The organism is Cohnella zeiphila (genome assembly GCF_014212055.1).
GTDB lineage: Bacteria > Bacillota > Bacilli > Paenibacillales > Paenibacillaceae > Cohnella > Cohnella zeiphila.
In genome coordinates this window covers 57,806-84,144 of record NZ_JACJVO010000034.1, presented here as the reverse complement: position 1 = coordinate 84,144, position 26,339 = coordinate 57,806, and the positions used below count along the sequence as shown (strand labels likewise).

General features: G+C 58.8%; 21 protein-coding genes. 17 read left to right on the top strand and 4 right to left on the bottom strand.

Going from position 1 to position 26,339, the window contains the following annotated elements; genetic code table 11:
• The 9 genes from H7C18_RS27235 to H7C18_RS27195 form a co-directional block, all read left to right on the top strand.
• Positions 1–1,259: carbohydrate-binding domain-containing protein (locus tag H7C18_RS27235; RefSeq protein WP_185132282.1), on the top strand; the 1,259-nt coding region annotated here is incomplete at its 5' end.
• Positions 1,260–1,557: 298 nt separating this feature from the next.
• Entirely contained in the window at positions 1,558–2,685 is a 1,128-nt protein-coding gene (locus H7C18_RS27230; RefSeq protein WP_185132281.1) for an ROK family protein, read from the top strand.
• A 171-nt stretch (positions 2,686–2,856) separates the two neighbouring features.
• Entirely contained in the window at positions 2,857–3,771 is a 915-nt protein-coding gene (locus H7C18_RS27225; protein WP_185132280.1) for an ROK family protein, read from the top strand.
• 16 nt (positions 3,772–3,787) lie between these two features.
• Complete coding sequence (locus tag H7C18_RS27220) at positions 3,788–4,513, top strand: 6-phosphogluconolactonase (RefSeq protein WP_185132279.1); 726 nt, start codon at positions 3,788–3,790, stop codon at positions 4,511–4,513.
• A 42-nt stretch (positions 4,514–4,555) separates the two neighbouring features.
• A complete protein-coding gene (locus H7C18_RS27215) occupies positions 4,556–5,893 on the top strand; it encodes an ABC transporter substrate-binding protein (RefSeq protein ID WP_185132278.1) in 1,338 nt (445 codons plus the stop codon).
• An 87-nt stretch (positions 5,894–5,980) separates the two neighbouring features.
• Complete coding sequence (locus tag H7C18_RS27210) at positions 5,981–6,901, top strand: ABC transporter permease subunit (RefSeq protein ID WP_185132277.1); 921 nt, start codon at positions 5,981–5,983, stop codon at positions 6,899–6,901.
• Positions 6,902–6,905: 4 nt separating this feature from the next.
• Positions 6,906–7,745 carry a carbohydrate ABC transporter permease gene (locus H7C18_RS27205; RefSeq protein WP_185132276.1) on the top strand — a complete coding sequence of 280 codons (840 nt, stop codon included), beginning with the start codon at positions 6,906–6,908 and terminating at the stop codon, positions 7,743–7,745.
• A 28-nt stretch (positions 7,746–7,773) separates the two neighbouring features.
• Positions 7,774–9,159, top strand: a complete 1,386-nt coding sequence (locus H7C18_RS27200; RefSeq protein ID WP_185132275.1) for a family 4 glycosyl hydrolase — start codon at positions 7,774–7,776, stop codon at positions 9,157–9,159.
• A gap of 34 nt (positions 9,160–9,193) precedes the next feature.
• Entirely contained in the window at positions 9,194–11,317 is a 2,124-nt protein-coding gene (locus tag H7C18_RS27195) for a glycoside hydrolase family 3 N-terminal domain-containing protein (protein ID WP_185132274.1), read from the top strand.
• A 49-nt stretch (positions 11,318–11,366) separates the two neighbouring features.
• On the opposite strand, the gene H7C18_RS27190 is transcribed toward H7C18_RS27195, so the two are convergent.
• Together H7C18_RS27190 and H7C18_RS27185 are read right to left on the bottom strand one after the other, a co-directional pair.
• Positions 11,367–12,377, bottom strand: a complete 1,011-nt coding sequence (locus tag H7C18_RS27190) for a bifunctional glycosyltransferase family 2/GtrA family protein (protein ID WP_185132273.1) — start codon at positions 12,375–12,377, stop codon at positions 11,367–11,369.
• A gap of 16 nt (positions 12,378–12,393) precedes the next feature.
• Entirely contained in the window at positions 12,394–13,341 is a 948-nt protein-coding gene (locus H7C18_RS27185) for a phosphodiester glycosidase family protein (protein WP_337913910.1), read from the bottom strand.
• 177 nt (positions 13,342–13,518) lie between these two features.
• Here H7C18_RS27185 and H7C18_RS27180 point away from each other — a divergent pair, with 177 nt between their 5' ends.
• Positions 13,519–14,532, top strand: coding sequence for a DJ-1/PfpI family protein (locus tag H7C18_RS27180; RefSeq protein WP_185132272.1), 1,014 nt, complete (start codon positions 13,519–13,521; stop codon positions 14,530–14,532).
• Between the two features lie 508 nt (positions 14,533–15,040).
• Here H7C18_RS27180 and H7C18_RS27175 read toward each other — a convergent pair.
• Positions 15,041–15,688: a nitroreductase family protein gene (locus H7C18_RS27175; protein ID WP_185132271.1), complete on the bottom strand. Its 648-nt coding sequence runs from the start codon at positions 15,686–15,688 to the stop codon at positions 15,041–15,043.
• Between the two features lie 376 nt (positions 15,689–16,064).
• Positions 16,065–17,297 (bottom strand): MFS transporter, encoded by a 1,233-nt coding sequence (locus tag H7C18_RS27170; protein WP_185132270.1) that lies wholly within the window; start codon positions 17,295–17,297, stop codon positions 16,065–16,067.
• A 153-nt stretch (positions 17,298–17,450) separates the two neighbouring features.
• Between H7C18_RS27170 and H7C18_RS27165 the strand changes: the two genes are divergently transcribed.
• The 7 genes from H7C18_RS27165 (at position 17,451) to H7C18_RS27135 (ending at position 26,330) form a co-directional block, all read left to right on the top strand.
• The gene (locus H7C18_RS27165; protein ID WP_185132269.1) at positions 17,451–18,047 is read left to right on the top strand and encodes a TetR/AcrR family transcriptional regulator; all 597 of its coding nucleotides are present in this window, start codon (positions 17,451–17,453) and stop codon (positions 18,045–18,047) included.
• Positions 18,048–18,176: 129 nt separating this feature from the next.
• Positions 18,177–20,504 carry a helix-turn-helix domain-containing protein gene (locus H7C18_RS27160; protein ID WP_185132268.1) on the top strand — a complete coding sequence of 776 codons (2,328 nt, stop codon included), beginning with the start codon at positions 18,177–18,179 and terminating at the stop codon, positions 20,502–20,504.
• Positions 20,497–20,913 carry a YhfM domain-containing protein gene (locus tag H7C18_RS27155; protein ID WP_185132267.1) on the top strand — a complete coding sequence of 139 codons (417 nt, stop codon included), beginning with the start codon at positions 20,497–20,499 and terminating at the stop codon, positions 20,911–20,913. Before H7C18_RS27160 ends, H7C18_RS27155 begins: the two co-directional genes overlap by 8 nt.
• A gap of 186 nt (positions 20,914–21,099) precedes the next feature.
• Positions 21,100–22,020 (top strand): ABC transporter permease, encoded by a 921-nt coding sequence (locus H7C18_RS27150; protein WP_185132266.1) that lies wholly within the window; start codon positions 21,100–21,102, stop codon positions 22,018–22,020.
• Between the two features lie 21 nt (positions 22,021–22,041).
• Positions 22,042–22,923: a carbohydrate ABC transporter permease gene (locus H7C18_RS27145; RefSeq protein ID WP_185132265.1), complete on the top strand. Its 882-nt coding sequence runs from the start codon at positions 22,042–22,044 to the stop codon at positions 22,921–22,923.
• Positions 22,924–22,955: 32 nt separating this feature from the next.
• Positions 22,956–24,536, top strand: coding sequence for an ABC transporter substrate-binding protein (locus tag H7C18_RS27140; protein WP_185132264.1), 1,581 nt, complete (start codon positions 22,956–22,958; stop codon positions 24,534–24,536).
• 39 nt (positions 24,537–24,575) lie between these two features.
• Complete coding sequence (locus H7C18_RS27135) at positions 24,576–26,330, top strand: alpha-L-fucosidase (protein WP_238357987.1); 1,755 nt, start codon at positions 24,576–24,578, stop codon at positions 26,328–26,330.
• Positions 26,331–26,339: the final 9 nt, after the last annotated feature.

The following is a 26,339-nucleotide window of genomic DNA, read 5'->3' as shown; positions in this document are numbered from 1 at the left end:
GTTGGGGGCGCGGGGAGGGACCGGGCCAGGCAGCGGATCAGGGCCAAAGCCAGGATCAAGCACAAGCGCAGGATCCTTCGCAAGTGCAGCCGCCGGCACAGCCGCAAGGCCAGGCGCCGGACTCGTCGCAGGAGCCCGACCAAACGCAAGATCAAGCTCAAGCTTCCTCGCAGCCTCAGGATCAGACGCAGTCGGAAGAGACCGAGTCTTCCAGCGCCAAAGGGCTGAAGGCGGCGGCCGACATCGCGATCGCGGACGGCAAGTTCACCATCGACGCGGCGGATGACGCGATCCACAGCAACGCCAATGTCGGCATCATGGGCGGACAATACAGCCTGTCCTCCGGAGACGACGGGATACATGCGGACACCGGGCTCTCCATCGCGGGCGGCACGATCGACATCGCCAAGAGCTATGAGGGTATCGAAGGCTCGGATATTGCGATCTCCGGAGGCGAGATTCATCTCGCCGCGGACGATGACGGCGTGAACGTCAGCGGGGGCAACGACGGCTCGGGCGGCGGAGGCGGTCCCGGCGGCGGGGATATGTTCAGCGCCACGGACGGCGCGCTCGCGATCAGCGGCGGCTATCTGTATGTGGACGCCGGGGGAGACGGTCTCGATTCCAACGGCTCGATGGTCATGTCGGGCGGCACGGCTGTCGTGAACGGTCCGACCGACGACGGCAACGCTCCGCTTGACTTCAACGGCACCTTCGAGCAGTCCGGCGGCTTCCTGATCGCGGCCGGCAGCGCGGGCATGGCCCAGGCGCCGTCCGACGATTCGTCCCAGCGGGCCGTTCTGATGACGTTCCCGAGCACGCTGGAAGCGGGCACCCTGGTCACGCTGACGGACAGCTCGGGCAAGGCGATCGCGGCGTTCGCGCCGGCGAAGACGTTCCGGAGCGTCGTCATCTCTTCGCCGGACCTGAAGGCCGGCGAATCGTATACGTTTTCCACCGGCGGGAAGTCCTCCGGCACCGAGAAGGACGGCCTGTACGACGGAGGCACCGTCAGCGGCAGCACCAAGGTCGTCACGTTCGCGCTCGGCGATACCGTGACTTACGTCAACGAGTCCGGCGTCACCGCCGCGAACGCCGGCGGCGGCTTCGGCGGAGGAGGCCGCGGCATGGGCGGCGGCCAAGGCCGCCCGGGACGAGGCACAAGCACGAATGGGCAGGGCACCCAAGCTAGCCCTTCAAGCGGTGCCCAGAGCGGCGCTTCGAACAGTGCTTCAAGCGATACCTCGAACGCTACCTAAGCGCACCCCGAACGGCACTTCGGGCAGCACTCAAAACGCGGGCCCAAACAGCCAAAGCTAGACCGGCAAGCTTCGACCGCGAGCGGGAAGACAACGCAGCGATGTGAATTCCGCCTGCAACAAGCATGAACGAGAGAGGCCGTTTCCCGCCTGCCGGCAGGCCGGGAACGGCCTTTTTTTCCGCGGAATTCGGAGGTTACGGACCTCTCGGAGCCGCAAGCGCGGCGCTATGCGAAATTGACGAGCCCCCGCTCATGGATTAAATTTAGGTTATACAAGGTGCAGGGAGTAATGGATGGTGAGAAAAGGAAACTTAGAGCTTTTCAAGAAAATCAACCGCGATCTCGTACTGGAAACGATACGCTCCCACCAGCCGATCAGCCGCGCGAAAGTGGCGCAGAGACTCAATTTCAGCCGTTCCACCGTCTCGTCCATCGTCGACGAACTGATCGCCAAGAAGTTCGTCGTCGAGACCGGGCTCGGGTCTTCGACCAAGGAAGGCGGGAGGAGGGCGATCGAGCTCGGGTTCAATCCGAAATCCGGCTTCGGCGTCGGCGTCGAGCTGACGGCTGCGGGGCTGCTTGTTTGCATCACCGACCTGGACGGGAACGTCATGCGGAAGGAACGGTGGGACGCCGGCAGCGACTTCAAGACGATTTACGATTGCATCCTGGCGAGCCTGGAGAGAGCTTCGGTGCAGATGGATACGGTGATCGCGGTCGGCTTCTGCATTCCCGGGCTGACGAACAGCAAGAAGGGAATTATCGTGGATGCTCCCGAACTCGGCTGGAAGGACGTTCCTTTCGTCGAGGAGATGAAAAAATTTTTGGACAAGCCCATTTATGTGAACAACGACGTGAACTGCGCGGCTCTCGGCGAACGATGGGTCGGCGGGGCCAAAGACTTGGACGACTTTATCTATATTTACATCGGACTGGGCTCCGGCGTCGGAAGCGCGATCGTCGCGAACGGGAATTTGGTGCACGGCAAAGATTTCATGGCCGGGGAGATCGCGTACCTCATCCAGGAAGAGGACGTGAGCCGCAACCGGGTGAACGCGGCCGGCGAATTCGGAGTGTTCGAGAAGAAAGTGTCGGGCAAGTCGCTCGCCGAGAACGAGAGCTCGGTGCAAGCGCTGTTCCAAGGGTACGAGCAAGGAGATCCGCGGTCCGTCCAAACGGTGAATCGCTTCGTCACGCATCTGTCCATCGGGATCGCCAATATGGTCAGCCTGCTCAATCCCGAGATGGTCATTCTCGGCGGCGAAGTGGCCGGTTATCTGAAGCCCGTCCTGAACGAGGTGCGATCCAACGTCAGCCGGATGACCCCGATCCAAACGACGGTCGAGATTACGGCCATGGGACCGGAAGCGGGAGTTCTCGGAGTCATTGCCTACGCCTTCGATCAGGAACAGAACGTCATTTAAAAGTTTGGAAAAAGCGGTTGGTTCGTAGCGTCATGCGAACCGGCCGTTTTTTAGTTTGTTTTGTCATTGACATAACCGTGAAATCGGTTTATATTCATTTTAGTTAGTACGTACAGAGAACAAACTAACTGCAATCAGCGGAAGTTGGGGTGCCGACAGAGTGATTACACAGTGAAAATAATCGATGCACAGCAATCTCATGCTGAACAGTTGTATGGTGTCGGAGTCGATATCGGCGGAACGAAGATCATGATTTTGATCACGAATCAAGCCGGAGAGATCGTTCACCGCAAAAAAGTGAGCACCTCCGGGGATCTTGCCGTTATCTCCGAGCACATTACGGAAAGCTTGCACGCCGCCTCCATCTCTCTGGAGCAAGTCGCCGCCATCGGCTTCGGCGTTCCGGGCATCGCCGACAGCGAAGCCGGAACGGTCATCGAAGCGCCCGCCTTGCATTGGAATCACTTTCCGTTCCGGGAGCGGATGCAGATCTACTTCGATAAGCCGGTCTTCGTGGATAACGACGTCAATTGCACGGCTCTGGGCGAGCGTTGGGTCGGATCCGCGCGGAACGCGAACGACTTCGTGGTGGTGGCGATCGGGACCGGCGTTGGAAGCGCAATCATCGCGAACGGTTCGCTGGTAAAGGGCAGCAGCCATATGGCGGGGGAAGTCGCTTATCTGGTCATGGAGCAGGACGTTCTCGGCAACGGGGCCAATGCCTTCGGCGAATTCGGGCTGTTCGAGAGGAAGATCTCGGGATTGGCCTTGTCGCAGCATGGCGCGCTGCCCCATGAGCTGTTTGAACAGTACGCTCGCGGGGAGGAGAAGTCCGTCGCGGTCATTCATCGATTCGTGACGGATTTGTCGATCGGCATCGCCAATATGGTAAGTCTGCTGAATCCCCAGAAAGTGATCCTCTGCGGCGGCGTCGCCCAATCGTTGTCGGCGGTAATCGAGCTCATCCGCTCGACGGTCGCCAGCTTGACGCCGATTCCCACGACGATCGAGCTGACTTCCATCGGGGAGGAGGCGGGGGCGATCGGAGCGGTCGCTCTCGCGTTCGAGAAGGTAGGCATTTTATAAAAAAAGGGGGGTTCACGTGAAAACGCACATCTCGCACGATTACCAGGAAATGTCTTTGCAAGCCGCCGAATTGATCCTTCATAATGTAAAGCGCAAACCGGACTCCCTGATATGTTTCGCTGCCGGAAACACGCCGCTCGGGACATTCTCTTGTCTGGTGGAAGCGGTACACGGAGGCCGGGCGAGCTTCGATCGGTGCCGCTTCATCAGTCTTGACGAGTGGGTCGGCCTGAGCGGCGCCGACGAAGGCAGCTGCAGGCAAACCTTGAATCGGCACTTTTTCGAACCGTGCGGCATCCCGGAGAAGAACATTCATTTCTTCAACGCGATCAGCGGCGATCTGGAAGCCGAATGCCGGGCGATGGACGATCTGATCGAGGCCCACGGGGCGATCGATTTATTGCTGCTCGGGGTCGGCATGAACGGCCACTTGGGTTTTAACGAACCCGGCGCGGATTTCGAACGCGGCTCGTACGTGACGGATCTCGACCCCGTGACGAAGCAAGTTTCCGTCAAATATTTTCCGGAACAGAAAGATGTTCAGAAGGGGATCACGCTCGGGATCAAGCATCTGCTGCAGGCGCGTACGGTCATCCTGGTAGCGGACGGGGACAAGAAAGCGGACGTAATGAGACAAGCACTGCAGCGAGAAGTCACGAACGAGGTACCGGTCACGGTGCTGCAGCGGCATCCGGACGTGCACGTCTGCATGGATGAAGCGGCCGCGAAGTTCATTCGCTGACAAAAGATCAAATCAAATCCGAGATGAGAAGGGGTTACTCCAATGTCCAAAGCCAAAGCCGGTCTGCTGCTCGGCAGCCTATCCGTCATGCTCGTCAGCCTTGTTGGCTGCGGTTCCAATAATGCCGCAGACTCGTCCGGGGCTTCCGCCGGAGCTTCTGCCGGGTCCGGCTCCGGTTCCGACAAGATTACGTTGACCGTCTCTTCGTCCATGACCGACGAAGCCCGCGTCAACATCATGAACGAGACGATCAAGATCTTCAATCAGACGCATCCTAACGTCACGATTAATTACAGCCCGAGCCCGTGGTCCGAATATGCCCAAAACCTGAAGCTTCAGTTCAACTCCGGCGCAGGACAAGACATCGTCTACGTGGACGACACGATGCAGCAGATGCTGCAGAAGAACAACTACCTGATGGACATTACCGACGACGTGAAAAGCCGGGGCTGGATCGACAAGGAAGTGGACGGCGCCATCGACTTCCAGAACGCCAGAACGCCGGGCAAGTACTACAGCGTTCCCTTTATGACGGCGCCCGTCGTCGTCTACTATAACAAGGACATCTTCTCCAAGCTGAATCTGACGCCGCCGAAGACGATGGACGAATTCAATGCCATTCTGGCCAAAGTCAAGGAGGCCGGCTACGTTCCGATGGAGAACGGCGGCATGTCCAACTCGCCGAAGATGTGGTCGGTGTTCCACATGCTGTACAATCAAGTATCGATGGACGACGTCAAGAAATTCTACTTCCAGCAGGGAATTACGCCTGAGTTCGAGAAAGCGTTCGTTGCGTCCCTGAACCAAGTCAACGAATGGGAAAAGAGCGGCTACTACCGGAAGGAAGACGCTTCGATCGACGGCAGCGCGGTGCCGACGTATTACGCGAAAGGCGAGTCCGCGATGGTGCTAGGCGGCAACTGGGATATCCCGGCTTACGAGGGCACGAACGTGCCGACCGGCGCCTTCGCGTTCCCGCAGCAGGATGCCGGCAGCACGACGCACGCGATCGTCAACGCGACCGACGGCGGTTGGGCGATCAATGCCAAGCTGAGCGACGAGAAGAAGCAGGCTGCTCTGGACTTTATCGATACGTTCATGAATCCGGACGTCGTCAAGCTCTGGTATGAAGGCGGTTCAACGCCGACGATCAAGGCGGATATGTCGGGCGCGCAAGCTTCCGATCTGAAGAAGGAAGTGGATCAAGCTATCCAAGGGACGCAAATGGGCTTCTTCCTCGACAACGCCGTACCGGGACTTGGGGATATCCTGAACAAGCAGCTGCAGATGATGTCCTTCAAGAAGAACACGCCCGAGCAGGCTTGGGACGAGATCAAACAGGAATACAACAAGCTGTCCGCTGCGGCCCAAGGCCAGTAAGAAAGCGAATACGAACATGTCAAGCAGATGTCCTTCAGCCCTTCAAGGGCTGAAGGACATCCATCCTGTATGATGAGGCGATACCTTGTGAAACAAGAAGCCATACCCCATCAGAGACGCGCCTTCAAGCGAAGGGCCGCCGAGAAGACCAACCCGCTGGCGTACTTGTTCCTTCTCCCGGCGTTTGCGATGGTGGCCTTCTTTATGATCTGGCCGGCCCTGCAAACGTTCTATATCAGCATGACGAACTGGGACGGGATCAGTCCGAAGAAATTTATCGGAGTGCAGAACTATATTCATCTGTTTACCGACGAGCCGATGTTCTTGCAGGCGATCAAGCACACGCTGCTGTGGGTGGTCGGCGGAGCGACGATCCCCGTGTGGCTGGGCCTGTTTTTTGCGAATTTGCTGGTCCGGGGCAAGATCAAGTTCACCAAGTGGTTCCAGATGGGCTTCTTCTTCCCCCAGATCATCTCATCCGTCATCGCCGCCGTCATCTGGAAGTGGATTTACGACCCGAGCTTCGGGCCGTTGTCCGCCATTCTGGATCAGCTGGGAATCAGCCGGCCGGCCGCAGGCTGGCTCGGGAATCCCGATCTGGTCATGTACGCATTGTTCGTGATCTTCGTCTGGGGCAGCTTCGGCTACACGACGATGATCTTCACCGCGGCGCTGCAGGGCGTGGATTCGCAGCTGTACGACGCCGCCAACATCGACGGGTGCGGAGCGTGGGGGCAATTCCGCCATGTCTCGATCCCCGGCCTCAAGCAGACGATCACGACGGTCGTCATCCTGATGACGATCGGTTCCTTCAGCGTGTTCGACATCGTCATGGCCACGACCAAGGGCGGACCGGGTTACAGCTCGTACGTCATCTCGTATTACGTTTACACGCAAGGCTTTATCAACAATCGGCTCGGATTCGCCGCGGCGGCGTCCATCGTGCTGACGCTGTTCGTGCTCATCGTCTCCAGAACCATCATCCTGATCAGGGAAAGGGATCAATAAGCTTATGACCATGACCCGATCTTTGCTCATTCGGCGCACGCTCGTCTACGTCATCATGATCTGCACGGCCTTGCTGACGATCTCGCCGTTCCTGCTCGTCATCAGCACGTCCCTGAAAACGACGAACGAAATCAACATCGACGGACCGCTCGCTTTGCCGCATATTTTCCACTGGGACAATTATTCGCGCATCTGGGACGTCGGAAATTTCGTGACCTATTATAAGAACAGCGTGATCGTGGCCGTCGTCGTCGTCGCCTTCGTCATCCTGCTGGCCTTGCTCGGCGCTTATCCGCTCGCGTATATGAAGTTCAAGGGCAAGGGGATCTTCTTTCTGATCGTGCTCTGGGGCCTGACGGTTCCCATGGATCTGATCATCATTCCGCTGTTCAACAACTTGAAGTCGATGGGCCTGCTCAATACGATCTGGGCGCTAATCCTGCCTCAGATCGCGATGAACATCCCGTTCTCCATCTTCCTGCTCCGAGGGTTCATGAGGGACATTCCTTACGCCCTGCTGGAATCGGCGCGGATCGACGGCTCGACCGAAGTGAAAAATCTCTACTATATTATTATGCCGATGCTGTATCCGCCTTTGGTGTCTCTGATCGTGTTCACGGCGATCGGCACCTGGAACAATTTCATGCTTCCGACGATTCTGATTCAGAACGACCAGCTGCGGACGCTGCCGGTCGGGCTGAATTACTTCCAGACGAAGTTCACGATGGATTACCCCATGATCGCCACGGCGGCCGTCGTCTCGGCGCTGCCGACCGCGCTCGCGTATATCGTTTTTCAACGGAATATTCTGTCCGGCGTCATGGTAGGGGCCTTGAAGGAATAGCAGATTACCGCAAAGGAGTTCGTTCACGATGAAAAAAATGAAGATTGCCTTAATCGGAGCGGGAAGCGTCTCGTTCGCGCTGGGAGCCCTGCAGGATATCGTACTGTCTCCGCGTCTCCGCAGCGAAGTCGAACTCGAGATCGCTCTGATGGACATCAGCGCGGATAACGTAGAGCGGACATACCGGTACGCGAAGGAGATGTTCGATTCCTTCTCCCATCCGGCCGCCATCTGGCAGACGACGAATCTGGAGCAATCGCTGCAAGGCGCCGACTTCGCCATCGTCGCGATCGAGGTCGACCGGTATTTCTACTGGTCCCAGGACTTCCACATCCCGCGCCGCTACGGAAGCAAGCAAATCTACGGAGAGAACGGCGGGCCGGGTTCGATGTTCCATACGCTCCGCAATCTGGGACCGATGCTCGAGATCGCCCGCACGATGGAGAAGGTGTGCCCGAACGCTTGGTTCATCAACTACACGAACCCCGAAGCGAAGCTGGTCGAGGCCGTATCCAAGCTGACCTCGATCAAGATCGTGGGCCTCTGCCACGGCCTGGATATGGGCATTCATCAGCTGAGCGAGTTTCTGGAGAAGAAGCCGGAAGAGCTCGGCATCGAAGGCGGCGGCTTGAACCACTTCGGCTTCTTCACCAAGGTTTGGGACAAGGAGACGGGCGAGGACTTGTACCCGCTGTTCCGCGAGAAGGAGCGGAAGGCCAACCGGCTGGCGCAGTTCGACCATATCGGGCTGTCCCGCGCGATGTATCAGATTTACGGCTATTATCCGTATCCGGGAACGAACCACTGCGGCGAATACGTCTCGTACGCGGACGATTTCTACGCGGGCCTCTCGCTGCAATACCGGTATGACCCGATCCGGGAGCAGCTGTGGAAGCCGGGCTCGAGAACGCCGGATTTCGTCTACTGCGCGAACGGCAACAGTCTGGACAAGGGCCTGTTCGACAGCGTGCAGACGCAGGAGAGCTGGGCGGAGCAGGCGTATACCTTCGATAAAGCCAAGGTTTGCAAAAGCCAGGAGTACGCCATTCCGATCATCGAAGCGATCTTCTTCGACGACGAGGTTCAGATCAACGCCGTCAACCTGCCGAATAAGGGCGCCATCCGCGGGCTTCCCGACGACATGGTGGTGGAGACGCAGGCGATCGTGAACGGTCGCGGCATTGCCCTGAAGCCGATGACCGTCGATCTGCCGACCGCGGTGATCGGAACGATTCACATTCAGGGAACGATTCACAAGCTGCTGATCGAGGCCTTCGCGGAGAAGTCGAAGACGAAGCTGCTGCAAGCGATCCTGCTCGATCCTCAGGCGCCGACTTATTACCAGGCTTGCGCGATGATCGACGAGATGTGCGAGCTTCAGAAGGACATTCTGCCTGCCCTCGAGTGGGTATGATTCAACTGCGGCGCGCGGATTGCGAGGCTTGAGAATGGATAACCGTCAATTGGAGGATTTGCTGGCGTCGATGACGCTGAAGGAGAAGTTCGGACAGCTCACGCAAATTACGGGCGAGCTCTACGTCGGCAAGGTCGACGACGAAATGGTCGAGACCGGTCCCTCGTATCCGGGGCATGTGCTGGAAGAGGAGACGCTCTATGCGATCGGCAGCGTCATCGGCGCGTCCAGCGCCAAGATGACCAACCGGATTCAAGCGGAGTACTTGAAGAAGTCCCGCTTGAAGATTCCGCTTCTTTTTATGCACGACGCCATTCACGGCTACCGGACGATCTTCCCGATCCCGCTCGGGCTGTCCTGCAGCTGGGACGAACGGATCTTGCGTCGGGTGGCGGAGGAGACCGCGTCCGAGCTGCGGGCGGCCGGCATTCACGTCAATTTCTCGCCGATGGTGGATCTGGTGCGCGACGCCCGATGGGGCCGGGTGATGGAATCGTTCGGAGAGGACCATCTGTTGTCGGGCAACCTGGGAAAAGCGATGATCGAGGGCTATCAGAAAGTTAGCGACGGGCGGATCTCCCCGGCCGGCGTCGCAGCCTGCCTGAAGCACTTCGCGGCGTACGGAGCGGGAATCGCCGGGAAGGATTACAACACCGTCGATATGTCCCTCCGGGAATTTTACGAATACTACGGCAAACCTTACGAGATCGCGCTTCAAGAAAAGCCGAGATTCGTCATGAGCTCGTTCAATACGTTCAACGGGGTTCCGGTAACGGCCAGCCCGGCGATGCTCAAGGAGATCCTGAGAGGCCAATACGGATTCGAGGATCTGCTCATCTCCGATTGGGGCGCGGTGGCGGAGCTGATGAAGCACCGCGTGGCCGGGGACGGCAGGGAAGCGGCCGAACTGGCGCTGAACGCGGGCGTCGATATCGAGATGGTCTCGACCCATTATCTGGCGCATTTCGAGGAGATCGTCGAGAAGCGGCCGGACTTGCTGCGAGATGTGGACGCGGCCGTTCGGAAAGTGCTCCGGCTCAAAAACGAATTGGGTTTGTTCGAACATCCGTACGCGGACGAAGCCGCGGAGGATACGATTCTCCTGAATCCCGACGCCTTGGCGTTCGCCGAAGAGGCGGGCCGCAGAAGCTGCGTCCTGCTGAAGAACGAGAACGAGACGCTGCCGATGCGCCCGGAGCATCGGAATGTCGTCCTTGTCGGGCCGTTCGCCCGCACGCGGGAGCTGCTCGGCAACTGGGCGTGCAAAGGGCGCTTCCGCGATGTCGTATCGCTGAAAGAGGGCTTAAAGCAAGCGGACGGTTCGCGTTCGGTCGCCGCCTTCGACACGCTGGAGGATTGCCCGAGGGACGTGCTGGAACGGTGCGATTACATCGTCGTTGCGATAGGAGAGCATTGGGAGAAGAGCGGAGAGGGTCACAGCAGCGTCAAGCTCGAGCCGGAAGACGAGCAGCAGCGGTTGATTCGGGCGGTGAAGGCAACCGGCCGCCCCTATGCATGCGTCTGCTTCTCCGGCCGGCCGCTGGCATTGCAGGATATCGTGGATGACATGCCGGCCCTGCTCTGGTGCTGGTATCCGGGAACGAGAGCCGGAGCGGCCGTCGCATCGCTTCTCACCGGACAAGCGACCCCGTCCGGGAAGCTGACGATGTCGTTCCCGCGCTACTCGGCGCAGACGCCGATCTATTATAACGAGTACAGCTCGGGACGGCCGGCCAACGCGTCCAGCTACAGCAGCCGATACCAGGATTGCGGGATCGGCCCGCTGTTCCCGTTCGGCCACGGGCTGACTTACGCCGGAGCGACGTACTCGGACTTCGGGATCTCGGGCAGCCGGATCACGGATACCGAGGATTTGAAGGTGACGTTCAAGATCCGTAACCCGAGCCGTTACGATTATTCCGAGATCGTCATCCTGTATATCGAGGATCTAGTATCCAAGACGGTGCGTCCGGTGCGGGAGATGAAAGCATATCGGGTCGTTGAAGTTCCGGCTTACGCTGCCGTCGACGTCGAGATGTCCGTCTCCTTGGAGGATCTGAAATATTTGGACGCCGATTTGCGGCGAACGGTCGAGCCGGGGGCGTTTCGGATTTACGTCAATGATCTCGACCGGCCGGCGTTTACGATCGAGTACTAGGGCTGAACCAAGCAGCGAAACCGTCAGGGCCATGGCCCTGACGGTTTTTTCAATAGACGAATTTGCGCTGCATCCCATAGCTGAACAGGAACAGGAACGCCTCCGTCGCCAGCTTGGCCGGAACGAGCGGAATGCCGATGCTCTCGTACAGAACGTGCAGGATCGCGTAATTGAGCAGCAGGATGACGACCACGAGGGAGAAGTAGCGGGGCAGCGATTTGCGGATCGCGCTGCCTTCGCCTGCGGAGAAGACGAACCGGCGATTGACGGTAAAATTGAAGACCGAGCTGAATAACCGGGCCGCGATGACCGATACGAGCAAGTTCGAGGTCAGCCACTGGAGCGCGATAAGCAGCGAGAAATCGAGCAGCGCCGCGAATCCGGAGGACGTGCAGAACTTGAGGAACGGAAAATAAATGCGGGCGGAATCGGCGAGCGGACGGAAGTGCGAGGATTTGTTTTCTTCCAGATACACGGTTTCGATCGGGACCTCGACCAGCTCATAGCCGGCCTCCGGCGCTTCGAGAAGCATGTTCATCTCGTATTCGAAGCGTTCCCCCGGAACTTCGCACAGCCATTCCAGCATGTCGGAGGAGTAACCCCGAAGGCCGGTCTGCGTATCCTGGATCGGTCTGCCCGTCGCGGTGGCGTACACCATCCGCGTCACCGAATTGCCGAAGCGGCTGCGCAGGGGGACCTTGCCTGTGAATTGCCGGCTGCCCAGCACGATATGGCTTCGATGCTCGCGAACGGCCTCGGCGATTCTCAGAATATCGCCCGGCAGATGCTGCCCGTCGCTGTCGGCGCATACGACGCCGTCCTTTTCGCCTTTTCTCCTTACGTAATCGAACCCCGTTTTAAGCGCGCTCCCTTTGCCTTGGTTGACCCGGTGCGACAGGACGGTACAGCCTTCCTGCCGGGCGGACTCGAAGATGTCGCGATAGTTCTCGCCGCTGCCGTCGTCCACGACGAGGATGGAAGCGTCGCTTACTTCCTTGAGATTGCGAATAAGCGCGAGCAACCGTTGATCCGGCTCGTAAGAGGGAATGAGAATGGTCATGGCTGCAAAACCCCCGTCATGCAGATTTGGGAATGTAAAGGATGTCGCTGACGCTGCGCTCGTTTCCTTTGCCGAGCGGATCGTTCACCACCCGGCCCATGAAGTACATCGTGGACGAACCGCCGCCGTCGAGATTGTAGGCTTCGGTGGCGCCGAGGTCCTTGAACAGATTCGCGAACTCGGCCAGCGTCATGCCTCGGCTGTAGCCGGAGCTGCGTCCGTCGACGACGATGAACAGGAAGTGGTTCGGCGAGATCATGCCGATGCCGGTCCGCGGATTGGCGTCTTGAATCGAGCGGTTGCCGAAGTTCTGGTCGATCTTCACGCTGCCGAAGTCGCCGGCCGCTTCGCCGTTCTGCAGCAGAATCGGTCCGAAGGACCAGGTGTCCGTGACTCCCTCGGCGAGCAGTTCGTCGGAGGAGGTCTCCTCCTCGTCGTAGGTTTGCAAGGTGCCGTCGCTCAGCAAAGCCAGCCCGTCGCGCGCCGGTTCGTCGCGGTACACTTTGCCGCCCCGAATGACGACGCCGTCGTTGCGGAAGCCGTAATAATCGCCGTTGATCGCGAACACGGCATCGTTGTCGGCCGCGATCGTCGAGGTGTTCTGGACGATGTTCGTTCCGAATTCGTTCTTGGCAAAGGCGGTCAGCAGATTCGCGGAGCCGCTTAAGGTCACATCGGCGACGTAGTAGGTGATCGTATCGGAACCCGAACCGGTCTGCACCTTTTGGATATGGACGGATTCGTTGGCATCCTCGTAATTCCAGTCGTCGGACTGGGCCGGGGCGGCGGACGAATTCGCGGACGTCAGCTGCGCGGTCGCCCGGTTCGGCTCGACGACGGCTTCGACGTGCTCGATCAGGTAGCGGTCGGCGAGCTTATACACGATCGCGCCGATGGCCAGCAGGAACACGGCGGCGATGACGGCGATTTTGGTTTTCTTTCTTCGGCGGAATATAGTGATCACTCCTTCGCTCGTTTCTGCAACCTTGATGTTAGAGCGGAAGCCTTTAATGAATCTTAAATGTCCGCCGGGGCCGGCCTGGTCCTTTTTTGTGAGGAACGGGTGATGATTTCGTGACCTTTGGGCCGCGTCATTCGAGAGATTCCTCGGTTATCCTTCTGGCAGGGAGGGGGATTTGGGATGAGAAACGTGCAGATCGTGTTGTTCGACGGGTTTGATTTGTTGGATGCCATTGCGCCTTATGAAGTGTTTTGCGCTGCCGGCGCGTCGGCGGGAGGAACGCTGAACGTGGAATTCGTCACGGCGGAAGGGGCAAGGGCGGTGGCCAGCGGCACCAACGGATTGAAGATCGAAGCAGGCGGCAGGCTGGATCCGGAACGCGGGGGAATCATTCTCGTTCCCGGCGCGTCGGGCGACGTCGAGGGGGACGGACCGGACTCGGTTCCGGCCATTCTGGGCCGCGCCATGAATACGGAACTGACCGGCTTGATGAGCCGGGCGATCGGGCAAAAAGACACCGTCGTCGCCACGGTATGCGGCGGGTCGCTGCTGTTGGCCATGGGCGGGCTGCTGGAAGGAAGGAGGGCGGTGACGCATCATCTGGGCATGAAGGTGCTCGGGGCGACCGGCGCCGTTCCCGTTCCGGCCCGGGTCGTCGATGACGGCAGCCTCGTGACCGGGGGAGGCGTCACTTCGGGGCTCGATGTCGCGCTGTATCTCGTGGAGCGCGAGCTGGGACCGCGGATCGCCCATGCCGTCGAGCAGTTGTTCGAGTACGAGCGGAGGGGCACGGTCTGGCGGGAGAGCGGGGCGGCTCCAACCGCCCGGGAGGTTCCGGGCGCCGACGGCGCGGAGCGGGATGCCGCGCGGCTTGGCGGCGGCAAGGCGCCGTCCTCTGCGTTCGATGGAATTTGGGAGACGACGATCGCCACGCCCATCGGCAAACTGCCGGTCCAATTCCGGTTCTATACGGAGGAGGGGAAGCTTCGAGGCTGGGCATCGAACGGGGAGGAAGAGGTCCCGCTGGCAGATCTGGAGATTCGGGACCACGTGCTGACATGGTCGCAGCGAGTCACGAAGCCGATGCGCCTGAATTTGAAATTCGAAGCGGCCATCGACGGCGACCGCATGACGGGCATCGCCAAAGCCGGGGTATTGCCGGCGTCGAAAGTAACGGGCGCTCGGGTTCGCTGAGCCATCCCGGGCGTCGAAGGAAACGGGCGTTGGGGTCCGCTGAGCGATTTCGGGCGGGGCGGACCCCCCATCGGGAATCGCCCGATGCGCGGTTGAGCGTCGGATAGGCGTCGGCAAAGGACATGCGGATGGCCGTCCGGTCGGCCTTTGCGGCATGGCGAGCCGCACACATACCCGAGCCTGCACCGGTCTCACCCGCTAACGAATCCGTAAGCTCTTATTTGGCGAAATAGAGGGAGGTTCGCGTTTTAACGAATCGAAGGAGGCTTATTTGTCCGTTTCATCCGGCAAACGGCCAGCTTCTGCCTGCATAAGGCCTCCCTGTTTCGTTACGTTTGGCATACCCTTGATTTTGCCGGAATAGCGCCGCTGAGGTTCGTTAGCGTTTAGGCTTGTTCCTCGGCGACCGCCGCATTCCGGGAAACGAACAAAAAAAGCCGTTCGTCTCCACGGAAGCGGCGTTTATGGTCCGTTTCCATGGGCGATCCGGCTTTGTTTAGCTTGCCTATCAGCCTTTTTTCATATCGTTCCAGGACGTAATGTCGTCAATCGGCAGGCGAACCGTAAGGCGCCCGGGTGTCGCGGCCTTGCCGACGGCGATCAGCATGATCGGCACCAGATGATCCGGAATCGAGAAAGCCTCGATCAGCTTCTCCGGGTTGAACCCGCCCATCGGAACGGTGTCGTAGCCTCTCGCCTTGGCGCTTAACATCAGTTGCATGCTGACCAGGCCGCCATCCGTCTGCACGATGTTCCTCAGCCGCTCGGGGGGCAAGGCGGCGTACAGCTTGACGGCGTTCTCGGTGAATTGCTTGGCGAAGTCCTCCGGCATATAGCCGGCCTTGACGGCCATGTCGTTAATGCGGCCGAGTTCCCGATAGCCATTCAAGTCCCCGAGCACGGCGATGGTCGCGGCGGCTTCGACGACTTGCTTCTGGTTGTTGGCGATGGGAAGCAGCGTCTGCTTGGCCTCGGGATCGTCGATGACGAGGAACCGCCACATCTGCGTGTTGCTGCTCGAAGGAGCCAGCGACGCTTCCGCCAGCATCTCCTTCAGTTCTTCCCGCGAGATGGTTGCGGCAGCATCATAATGGCGGACGGAATGCCGTTCTCTGACGACGGTAGCGTAATCTTTCATTTCAAGCTTGGTGGACATGGGGACACTCTCCTCAACTTAATGTCTTTGTATGATTTGGCAGCATAAACTATGTTGTAAAATAGCACAGTAACAACCGCGATTAACAACTGTGATAAGAACAATCACAGTATAAAACGGAGAAGGCCCGCTGTCAACCGTCGGAGCAGCGAGTATCGGCAATGCAGGAGGCCGCAGCCCATCGTGCTGCGGCCTTCCGCCTGCTGGGCATGGGGCTGTCGTTCCTGCTTGTCGTAAGCGGCATCATTACCTATATGTCCAAGGCCGCTTAAGTCATCTCCGTTCTGCGCGAGCTGCACATTCCCGAGATTCTGGCCCAGCGGAAGGGGAGCCTTCCGGTTCGGTCCGGCGACGAATCTTAGAACCGCCGTTCGGTTCATCCGGCATTCGATTCAAACGTATAAGACGCTTTCCTCTTTTGATTGCGGGTCGTGTATAAGAGGAGGTAGCCGATCGCCGCCAGCACGCATAAGAGAACGTCGGCGCCGATCAAGACTTGATAGTCGCGGAAGTAGTCGAAGGACAAGCCGCCCGCCAAGGAACCGAGAATTCCCCCTCCCTGATGGAAGAGCAGCAGCCAGCCGGTCTGCTTGCCTTTGCCCTGCGAATATTCGCTTGCGAGCAGCACTCCTCCCGGAACCGCGCTTAAGTAAGTGATTCCGAACGCGAAGGCGAATAATTCCGGAGACCACCCCAAATGCCCGTACAGAAGACTGAATCCGGCGATCCGAATGCCGTACAGCGCGGTCAGAATGATCCGCTTGTCGATTTTGTCCATGAGATACCCGACAACGAGGGAGCCCGTGATCTCCATGATGCCGAGCACGCTCATCGACAGCGCGATGATGCGCGGCGGAACGTTCGCCAGCTGATGAATCGCGACCAGGTTCATCTCCACGGTTCCCATGTTGAAGCCGCAGGTGAACAAAGCGCCCGCAATGACGATCAGAACGGGCAGTTGCAAGGCGATTCCGCGCGGTGCCGCATGCGCGGCGGGCCTTTCAGAAGCCGGTGCCGCTGCTTGGCGTGGCGGCTTCGTCCCCTTGATCCCGAACCCGATCGCGGGAAGGGTCACGATTAGGCTTAGCGCGAAGGAAGCGAGGAACGCGTCCTTCCAGGTCAGCCAGCTCGCGGAGACGAAGACCGGCGTGCTGATCGCCAGCCCCAGCGAGGACGCGCTCGCGAGCAGTCCGGTCGCTTTGGCCCGATGGTGGCGGAACCAGCCGAGGATGAGCAGGTAGTTTGCCGTCGTTCCGATGCCGGCGATGCCGCAGATGACTCCGTACCCGATAAAGAAGAGCAGATCGTGGTGCCCGAACGCGACGATTCCCGTTCCGATCGTCCCCATCGCCGCGCTGAACAGCAGCACGTTCTTCGCCCCGTACCGATCCGCGAGCCATCCTCCCAGCGGCGCGCACAAGGCGGCGATCAGCAGGTTCGTGGACCAGGCCATCGAGATAAACCCTCTGCTGATTCCCAAATCCTCCGAGATCTGAACCTGAAAAAAGGCCATGATGAACCGCATCAGCGCGCCGATAAACCCGACGATCCAAAGAGAGCCGAGTCCGATCCACGCGCGCTTCGATTCCTTGAACCAGGTCTTCTCCATTCCCCGTTCCTCCCGTATGATGGCCAAATGAATTCCAAAAGATACCGATCGGTCTCTTTTAGGATATCACACGCTCCGCCCTTATCGAAAGCCTTTTTTCGCTGTTATAATAAAAGAGATCAGGAAAGGCGCACGGAAGGGGGAACGGGGACGATGTCCAAAGGGGAGAATACCCGCAAGCGCATTATTGCGAAGTCCGCCGAACTTTTTAATCAGAAGGGATACGCCAGCTCTTCCTTGTCGGACATTACGGAGCTGACCGGGATTAAGAAAGGCGGCATCTACCGCCACTTCGCCAGCAAGGACGAGATTGCCGTCGAGGCTTACAAGTATGCGGGCAGCATCGTGAGCGGCAAGATCCATGAAGCGCTCGATCGCGAGACGACCGCGACGGGCAAGCTGCTCGTTTTCCTGAAGGTATACGAGAACGTCGTCGAAGCCCCTCCTTTCATCGGCGGCTGTCCGCTGCTGAACCTGGCGACCGAAAGCGATGACGGCGATCCCGTCTTGCGCGAGAACGCCCGGCGGGGATTGGACAATACGCTCGAATTGATGAAACGGATTATCACGGAAGGCGTTCGATCGGGGGAATTCAAGGCGGACCTGGATGTCGACGCGCTCGCGACGTTCGCGCTTTCGATCATGGAAGGCGGCATCATGCTCAGCAAGCTGGATGGCGACAATCGGCACGTCCGGTCGAATATCGACAGCTTGACGGCGTATTTGAAAACCGTTGCGGCCGCATCCTGAAAATCCCGGAAATACCGCCCCTTGCGAAAGGGGCTTTCTCCTTATCCGCCGTATTTTTTTACTTCCATTCGCAAGCCCTATCGCGTTAAAATAAGGCGAGAAAACGGTTGCAAGAATGGAGACGGGCCAATGAGGATCCTGGGATACTATCGCTCGCGTAAATATTTTATGCGAATGCTCTTCTCGTTTACTTTATTGGTTTCGGTGTTTCTGATCATTTTCTGCTCGCTGCTGTACACCTACGCGAAGAACACGGCGATGCATCTCCAGCAGGAATCCACCAGCAAAGTGCTGCGGCAAGTCAATTACAATATCGACAATCTGTACGCGACCGTCGCCAATTTGGCGGTCTCCACTTTTTCCGACCGGGATATCGCCGCGTTGATGCAGTCCAGCGACATCGATATTTTCGACCTGTACAACCGCCTTCATAAGTTCGATTACATCACGAACACCAATCTGTTCATCGATTCCATGATCCTTTACAACTCGCACAACGGCTGCTATTACATCTCGCCGCGCTCCGTCCCGGTGCAGTGCGAAGCCGATGCCGACAGCGGGGATACGAACATTCTGCAGACGTATATGAAGGATCACCCGAACGTCGAGAACATGAAGCTGATCCCGGTTCAGGCGACGGAAGACGACCGGCAGCGGCAGCTGCTCTCCATGTTCAACCAGGTGCAGGGAAGCGTCCTGATGGTCAACGTCAAGACGCAATGGATCTTCGACAACGTTCAGACGATCAACGAGCTGGCGGACCGGATGCTGGGCGAGGTCATGATCGTCGATGCGGCGGGCACGGTCTTATCGGCGCAGCAAGGCGATCCGGCGGGGGACGATACGCAGAGCATCCTGAGCGGCATCGAATCCCGGGGAGGCTCGGAAGGCCACTTCGTCATCGGCAGCGGCAAGGACAAGAAGATGGTCATGTACGTGACGTCCAACGGGACCGGGTGGAAGCTGGTGGGCGTCCAATCGTATCAGGTCATCTTTGGCAGCCTGAGCCGGATCGGGACGTACTCGTTCCTATTGCTGAGCGGCTTTATCCTGCTGTCCGTCCTCGCTTCGATCGTGATCTCGATGCGGCTTTACAAGCCGATCGGCAGCATGATCCAGTCCATCCGCGGCGCATCGGGAAGCCAGGACGGCATCGGAAGCGGAAGAGGCCGGGACGAACTGTCCTTCATCTCCTCGTTCAACCAAGGGATCTTGGAGAAGCTGACCCTGCTGGAGACCGGGAAAAAGGCGGCGGATACGATCGCGAAGGACTACTTGCTCCGCCGGCTGCTGCTCGAGAGGAATCAGATGAGCCGGGACGAATTCCTGGAGCAGGTCCGCCTTCACGGTTTGAAGGTGGTCGCGTCGGATGGCGCGTACATCGTCTGTCTGATCAAAATTTGCGATCTCGAGCGGAACCGGCAGCCGGCGGAGCAGAGCCTGCTCAAGTTCGCCGCCCGGAACATTGCCGAAGAGATCATGGGCCGCGACTTGTCCATCGAGAGCGCTTCGCTCGGCGACGACACGGTCGCGCTGCTTCTGTCGACGCCGTCCGGTCGGGCGAGAGCCGCGGAAGAGGAGCTGCCGGAATGGGTCGGGAAGCTCCGGGACATCGTGCGAAGCTATTACGGCCTCGAGCTTTGCGTCTCCGTCAGCTCCGCCGTCCGCCGGCACGAGCGGATCGCCGACGCCTACGAGCAAGCTCTTCTGCAGTTCGAGTACCGGATGACCTACGGCAAGACGGCGCTGCTGACGCCCGGCAAGGTCGAAGCGAACGAGCGCAACGCGCGGACCCAAATCGATTACCAGACGGAGAAAAGGTGGCTCGAATGCGTCCGGTCCGGCAACCGGAGCCGGATCGAGGCCCAGCTGATCGGCATTTTCAAGGAACTGTCCTCGTACCGCCACGATCATCTGCTGCAGTCGCTGCAGTACGTGACGGCGATTACGGTCAACGCGCTCCGGGAGATGAACGTGGACAAAGCCCACGCCGTCAAAGCTTCGCTGCTGTCGTTCAACCGGCGGGTGATGGAGCAGGAGACGCTGGACGACGTCTGGGTCGTCTACACGGAGTTGTTCCGGGAGATCGCCGAGTCGCGCCAGACGAGCGTCGAGGACAAGAATCAGATCCTGGCCGAGGCGCTCAAGGAAGCGATCGAGAAGCATTACGCCGACCCGAACCTCAGCCTGCAGTTTCTGGCGTCCAAGCTGAAGATGAGCAGCGCCCACATCAGCAAGGTGTTCAAGCAATGCGAGTCCGTCTCCCTGAACGATTACATCAACAAGGTTCGCATTACGCGCGCCATCGAAGAGCTGCAGAACACGGACCGGACCGTCTCGCAGATCATGGGCGACGTCGGCTTCGTCAGCGAGAGCTACTTCTACAAAGTGTTCAAGAGCACGCTCGGGATCACGCCGCGGGAATTTAGGACCAAGCAGGTATTGAATCATGAATAAGCGAGAGAAATGGTTTCTCTTCCTAGCGATTGCCGTTCTCGTAATCGGAACGGTCTGGTACACGTATGAAAAACAAATCGTCTCCATTCGGCTCGAATATGCGGATGCGGCTTTATCCGGTGAGAACGGGAGGGTTCCATTCAAAGAAAAGACCTTTACGGACACGCATGATTTGGATACGTTCAAGCATGCCATGAGCAAAGCGCGCAAACTGTCGGGCGATCTGGATTACGCCGTGTTGTTCTGGATGTACGTCACCTTGCGCGACGGCACTCAGAAGAAATATGTCCTCAACATAAATGAAGAGAATGAGGGCGATGCCTTGCTCGCAAACGTGAAGTCCGGAAAAGTCTTCTCGATCCCCAAGGATGAAGCGGATCCGTTAAGACCCATTATTTATAGCGAATGAACGGTCGTCGCTTGCTTCCTCAGCCGGAAGACGGGCGGCGACTTTTTATGGAGCAGGAAAACGGGGAATGAGCAGTTGATTTGTGGAGCCTTTTGCGATTTGAGCAGTAGGACGCCCCCGGGCAGGGTGGCATACTGGACGCAAGAGGCCGCGAGCCCAATCGACCCGAAGGGAGGTGTGACAGATATGAATTGGATGACGCGGGAGCTTAAGCATCTTCGCAAAAACAAGGAATTGATCCTGCTCAGCTTGCCCGGCCTCGCGTATAAGTTCATCTTTTACTATTTGCCGTTGGTCGGCCTCCTGATCGCGTTCAAAAACTACCGCTACGACAAAGGGCTGTTTGGAAGCGCATGGGTCGGATTCGAGCATTTCAAGTTTTTCTTCACGTCCGACGTGTCGTGGAGGGTTACGCGCAACACCGTCTTGTACAACCTTTCGTTTATCGTGCTAAATACGGTGATTGCGTTGGCCCTGGCGGTGCTCATGAACGAGCTGACCAAACGATGGTTCAAAGTTCACCAGACGATCCTGTTTCTGCCTTATTTTCTGTCATGGGTGGTGGTGGGCTACATCACGTCGGGGTTTCTCGACTACGAACACGGCGCCGTGAACACGCTGATCGCCAAGTTCGGCTGGAACCCGGTGAATTGGTATCAGGAAGCGAGCTACTGGCCGTTCATCCTGATTCTCGTGGAGCTGTGGAAGGCGGTCGGATTCCAGACGCTCGTCTACTACGCGGGCATCGTGGCCATCGATCCGAGCTACTATGAAGCGGCGCGAATCGACGGCGCGACCAAGTGGCAAATGATCCGCGGCATCACGATTCCGATGCTGACCCCGCTGATCGTTATCTTGTTCATTCTGGGCGTGGGGGGCATTTTCCGGGCGGACTTCGGACTGTTCTACTACGTTCCGAACGATTCGAGCTTTTTGTACCCGGTGAGCGACGTCGTGGATACGTATATCATCCGAACGCTCCGATCGATCGGCGACGTGGGCATGTCCACGGCCATCGGGCTGTACCAGTCGGTCGTCGGGTTGGTCTGCGTGGTCGCGGCCAATTTCATCGTTCGCAAGATCAACGACGAAAACGCACTCTGGTAACCCCGAAAGGACTTAAGCGCAATGAAACTGACCCTATCCAAAGGAAGAGTGATCGTACACTTCGTCTACGCGATCATTTCGGCAGCGATGCTGATTCCGTTCCTGCTCGTCGTTTCGATCTCGATCTCCGACGACGACCTGCTGAACAAGGACGGCTATAAGTGGATTCCCGAGAAGATCAACCTGCTCGGCTATCAAGTGATGCTGAAGGCTTCGAGCGCGCTCGTCCGCGCTTACGGCGTAACGATCGTCGTGACGGTGATCGGCACTTTGCTCGGCCTGCTGCTGACCACGATGCTGGCGTACACCATCTCCCGCCGGGATTTCCGGTATCGCGGTCCGGTTACGTTCTACATCTTCTTCTCGATGCTGTTCCAGGCGGGAATCGTTCCGTTGTACATTCTGATGACCCAATATCTTCATCTTCGGAATACGATCTGGGCGCTTATCCTGCCGCTGCTTATCAATCCGTTTTACGTCATGATCATGAGGGGCTTCCTGGCCAAGATTCCGGGGGAAATCATCGAATCGGTCAAGATGGACGGGGCGAGCGAATGGCGCATCTTCGCGCAGATCGTGCTGCCCTTGTCGAAGCCGGCGCTTGTGACGATCGGCCTGATGCTGGCGTTCGGCTACTGGAACGATTGGTTCTACGGGCTGCTCCTGATCGACGAGCAGAAGCTCGTGCCGCTCCAACTGCTGCTCTACCGGAACATCAACGCGATCGAGTTCCTGAAGGGGAACCCGGCCGTCCAGCGGCTCGGCGTGGATTACTCGCATCTTCCGACGCTGTCCGCCCGGATGGCGATGACCATCCTGGCCGCCGGCCCGATGATGATCGTGTTTCCGTTTTTTCAGAAGTACTTCGTTTCCGGTCTGACCGTGGGAGCGCTTAAAGAATAACGACCGTTTATTAAGAGGGGGATATCGGAAATATGATGCGTTCTGTCCGTTTCGGCAAAATGGGGCTTGCCGCGCTCGTCGCCCTGCTGCTCGTCTTGAGCGCCTGTTCGAAAAACAACGAATCTTCTTCCAACTCGTCCGCATCTTCGTCCGCATCGAAAAGCGCGAGTCCGTCCGCCGGCTCCGATGCCGGCGCCAGTGCCAGCGCGAGTCCGTCGGCCGATTCGTCTCTGCCGCCGGTCGATCTGACCTGGTATTACCCGGCGGACTCGCAGACGGCGCTCGGTCCGGTGCAAGACGCGGTGAACAAGATTACCAAAGAGAAAATCAATGCGACGGTCACGCTGAAGCCGATCGCGTTCGGCGAGTACAACCAAAGAATGAACACGATCGCCGCTTCCGGCGAAGCCTTCGACATCGCCTGGACGTCGAACTGGCTGTTCGACTACGTCGGCAACGTAACCAAAGGCCTGTTCGTTCCGCTCGACGATTTATTGAACCAGGACGCAGCCGATCTGAAAGCTTCCCTGCCTGATTTCATGTGGGACCAGGTCAAGGTGGGCGGGAAAATCTACGGGGTGCCGAACTATCAGAGCGTAACCGGGCGGGAAGGCTACATCGTTCCGAAGGATTACGCCGACAAGTACGGTCTGGACGTCTCGGCGATCAAGAAATTCGAAGACATCGAGCCGTTCCTCGAGAAGATCAAACAGGGAGAGTCCGGCGTCGCCCCGCTGGTCATGGACTATAACGGCATGTTCGGCTATTTCATCCACACCCAGGGAATCAGCACGCTGCCGATCACGAGCAATCCGCCGATCGGATTTTACGACTCGGATACGTCGATGAAGCTGTTTAACGTATACGCCTCTCCGGAGTATAAGCACTATCTGGAAGTCGTTCACGGCTGGTACCAGAAAGGCTATATCAACAAGGATGCCCCGACGATCAAAACGGTGGACGACTTGGCCAAGGCAGGCAAAGCCGCCGTCTCGTACTCCTTGAGCTTGAACCCGGGAACGGAAACGCTGGTCAGCAACAACCGGTACGGCGGCAAACCGATCGAGTACGTCCCGACGACCGGCTTCGTCGTCGACGGCAACCCCGGCATCGCCACGGTCAACGCCATCGGCAAAAACTCCAAAAACCCCGATCGGGCGATGATGTTCCTCAATCTCGTCAACACCGACAAAGATTTGTACAACACGCTCGTCTATGGAGTCGAAGGCACCAACTACGACAAGATCGACGACAAAACGGTCAAAGTGAAGCAGGATAGCGGTTTTACGAACAACGCATGGGTCATGGGCAATACGTTCAACGGCTATCTTCAGGAAGGGCAGGCGCCGGACACGTTCGACGTTCAGAAGAAAACGAACGAAGAAGCGACGCCTACGCAAAGCGTCGGCTTCAAGTTCGACGTCAGCCCGGTGCAGACCGAGATCGCCAACGTGCAGTCCGTGCTGGACGAATACTTGCCGGGCCTCTCCACCGGAGCGGTCGATCCGGATAAGAAACTTCCCGACTTCCTGGACCGTCTGCAGAAGGCGGGGATCGACAAGCTGATGCAGGAAGCCCAGAAGCAGCTGGACGCCTGGAAGGCGACCCGGTAAATTCGGCAGCGAACAAGGAGCGGGAATCGATTGGATGCAATGATAAGAGAGCGGCGGCTGGCTTCCTGGTACCGGGATGCGCGGATCGGACTGTTCGTGCATTGGGGAATGCAGACGGGCGAATATGAGGCGGACCCGTCCGGACCGGACTTCCGGTACAAGTACGAGGACACTGTGTCGTTCGAACGCGCGGCCGAGCAGGCGGGCTGGCATGCCGGCAGGTGGATCGGGACAGCCAAGCGCCTGAGGGCGAAGTACCTCACGATCGCCAGCTTCCATTGCGAGCTCGGCTATCTGAAGATCTGGCCGTCCCGCGTGCCGGGCAGCCCGTGCACGAAGCGCGATTACTTGCGGGAATTGATCGACGCGGCGGACGCGGAAGGCATCAAGATCGTCGTCTACATCAACCGCGACGCGAAGAACGCCTTTCACGCCGGCGTGCAATGGCTGGACCGGGAAGCTTACCGCGCGTACAAGAACGATGAAGCCGTCGACATTACGTCCCGGGAAGGCTACCTGGCTTACAGTCTCGACGTGATGGAGGAATTGCTCCGGAATTACCCGGGCATCGCCGGCTTCTGGTTCGACGGATACCATGACAAGGACGAGTCGCAGGAGGTGTTCGCCCGGCTCCATCGGATCCGCGAGGACCTGGTTCTGATCAATAACGATTTCAGCGAGGGTCCCGTGGAGGACGAGGACGCAATGGCGCTCGAAGACTTCGGGAAAGTGTTGGAGCCGGAGTTCGATCTCGCCAGCGGCACCTGGGTCGGCCCGGGAGACAAGGAATTCGCGTTCAAGACGAAATGGGACTGGATCTACCTGGGAGAAGGCAGGCCGCACTGGAAGTATTATGACCTCAATTACGCCCGGGTGCCGAGCAACGCGGCGATCGTCCGCCGGATCGTGACCGTGGCGGGCAACTCCTGGAACGCCCAGCTTGGGTTCGGCCCGAGAATCGGCGGGGATTTTCCGGAGCTGCTCGAAGACTTCACCGCCCATTTCGACCGGTTTATGGCCTGGGCCGAAGAGTCCGTTCACGGCACGGTCGGCGGCGGACACGGCCAAGGAGGGCTGCCGCCGGGCTATTGGAACGACGGCGCCTACGGCGTGACGACGTTGATTCCGGGGGGAGAGACGCACTACGTGCACGTTTTGATTCCCCCGGACGGCAGCCGGCTTGAGCTTGCGGACGCCGGCTATGACGTGGTGCGCGCGGCGGACTTGAAGACGGGGCGGGAGCTCATCTTCGGGCAGGCCGGCGGACGGCTCACGATCGAAGTGCCGTCTTGGGACGCCGTGACGCTGGACGGCGATCTGGCGATCAAGCTGACGGCGGCTCCGTCCCGCAGAGTCGTTCCGTCCGACCTGCTGACCGCAAGCGCAAGCTCGGAGCTGCCTTATCGCATCGCGGCGAAGGTGCTGGACGGCGAGCGCCGCACTTTTTTTCGCTCGGCTGTCGGGAACTGGCCGCAGCATCTGACGCTGGAGCTGGACCGGTCTTGCGAGGTCGCGGGTCTGTGCTTGACGCAGCCGGAGACGGGCGCCGTCACGAAGGGCGGGTATGCCGCGCCGGCGGGCGAACGCATCAAGGCGTATGACGTTCGGGTGAGCGACGACGGCGCGAACTGGAGCGAACCGGTCGCGTCCGGCGAGCTGCGCAACCAGCGCGGCATGCAGGTCATTTCGTTCGAACCGGTCGTGGCGTCTTACGTGCGGCTGACGGCGCACGGCAACTATGCCGATACGGGAACCTTCCAGATCTCCCTGGTCGAACTGATCGTTCCGGAATAACGAGCGCGC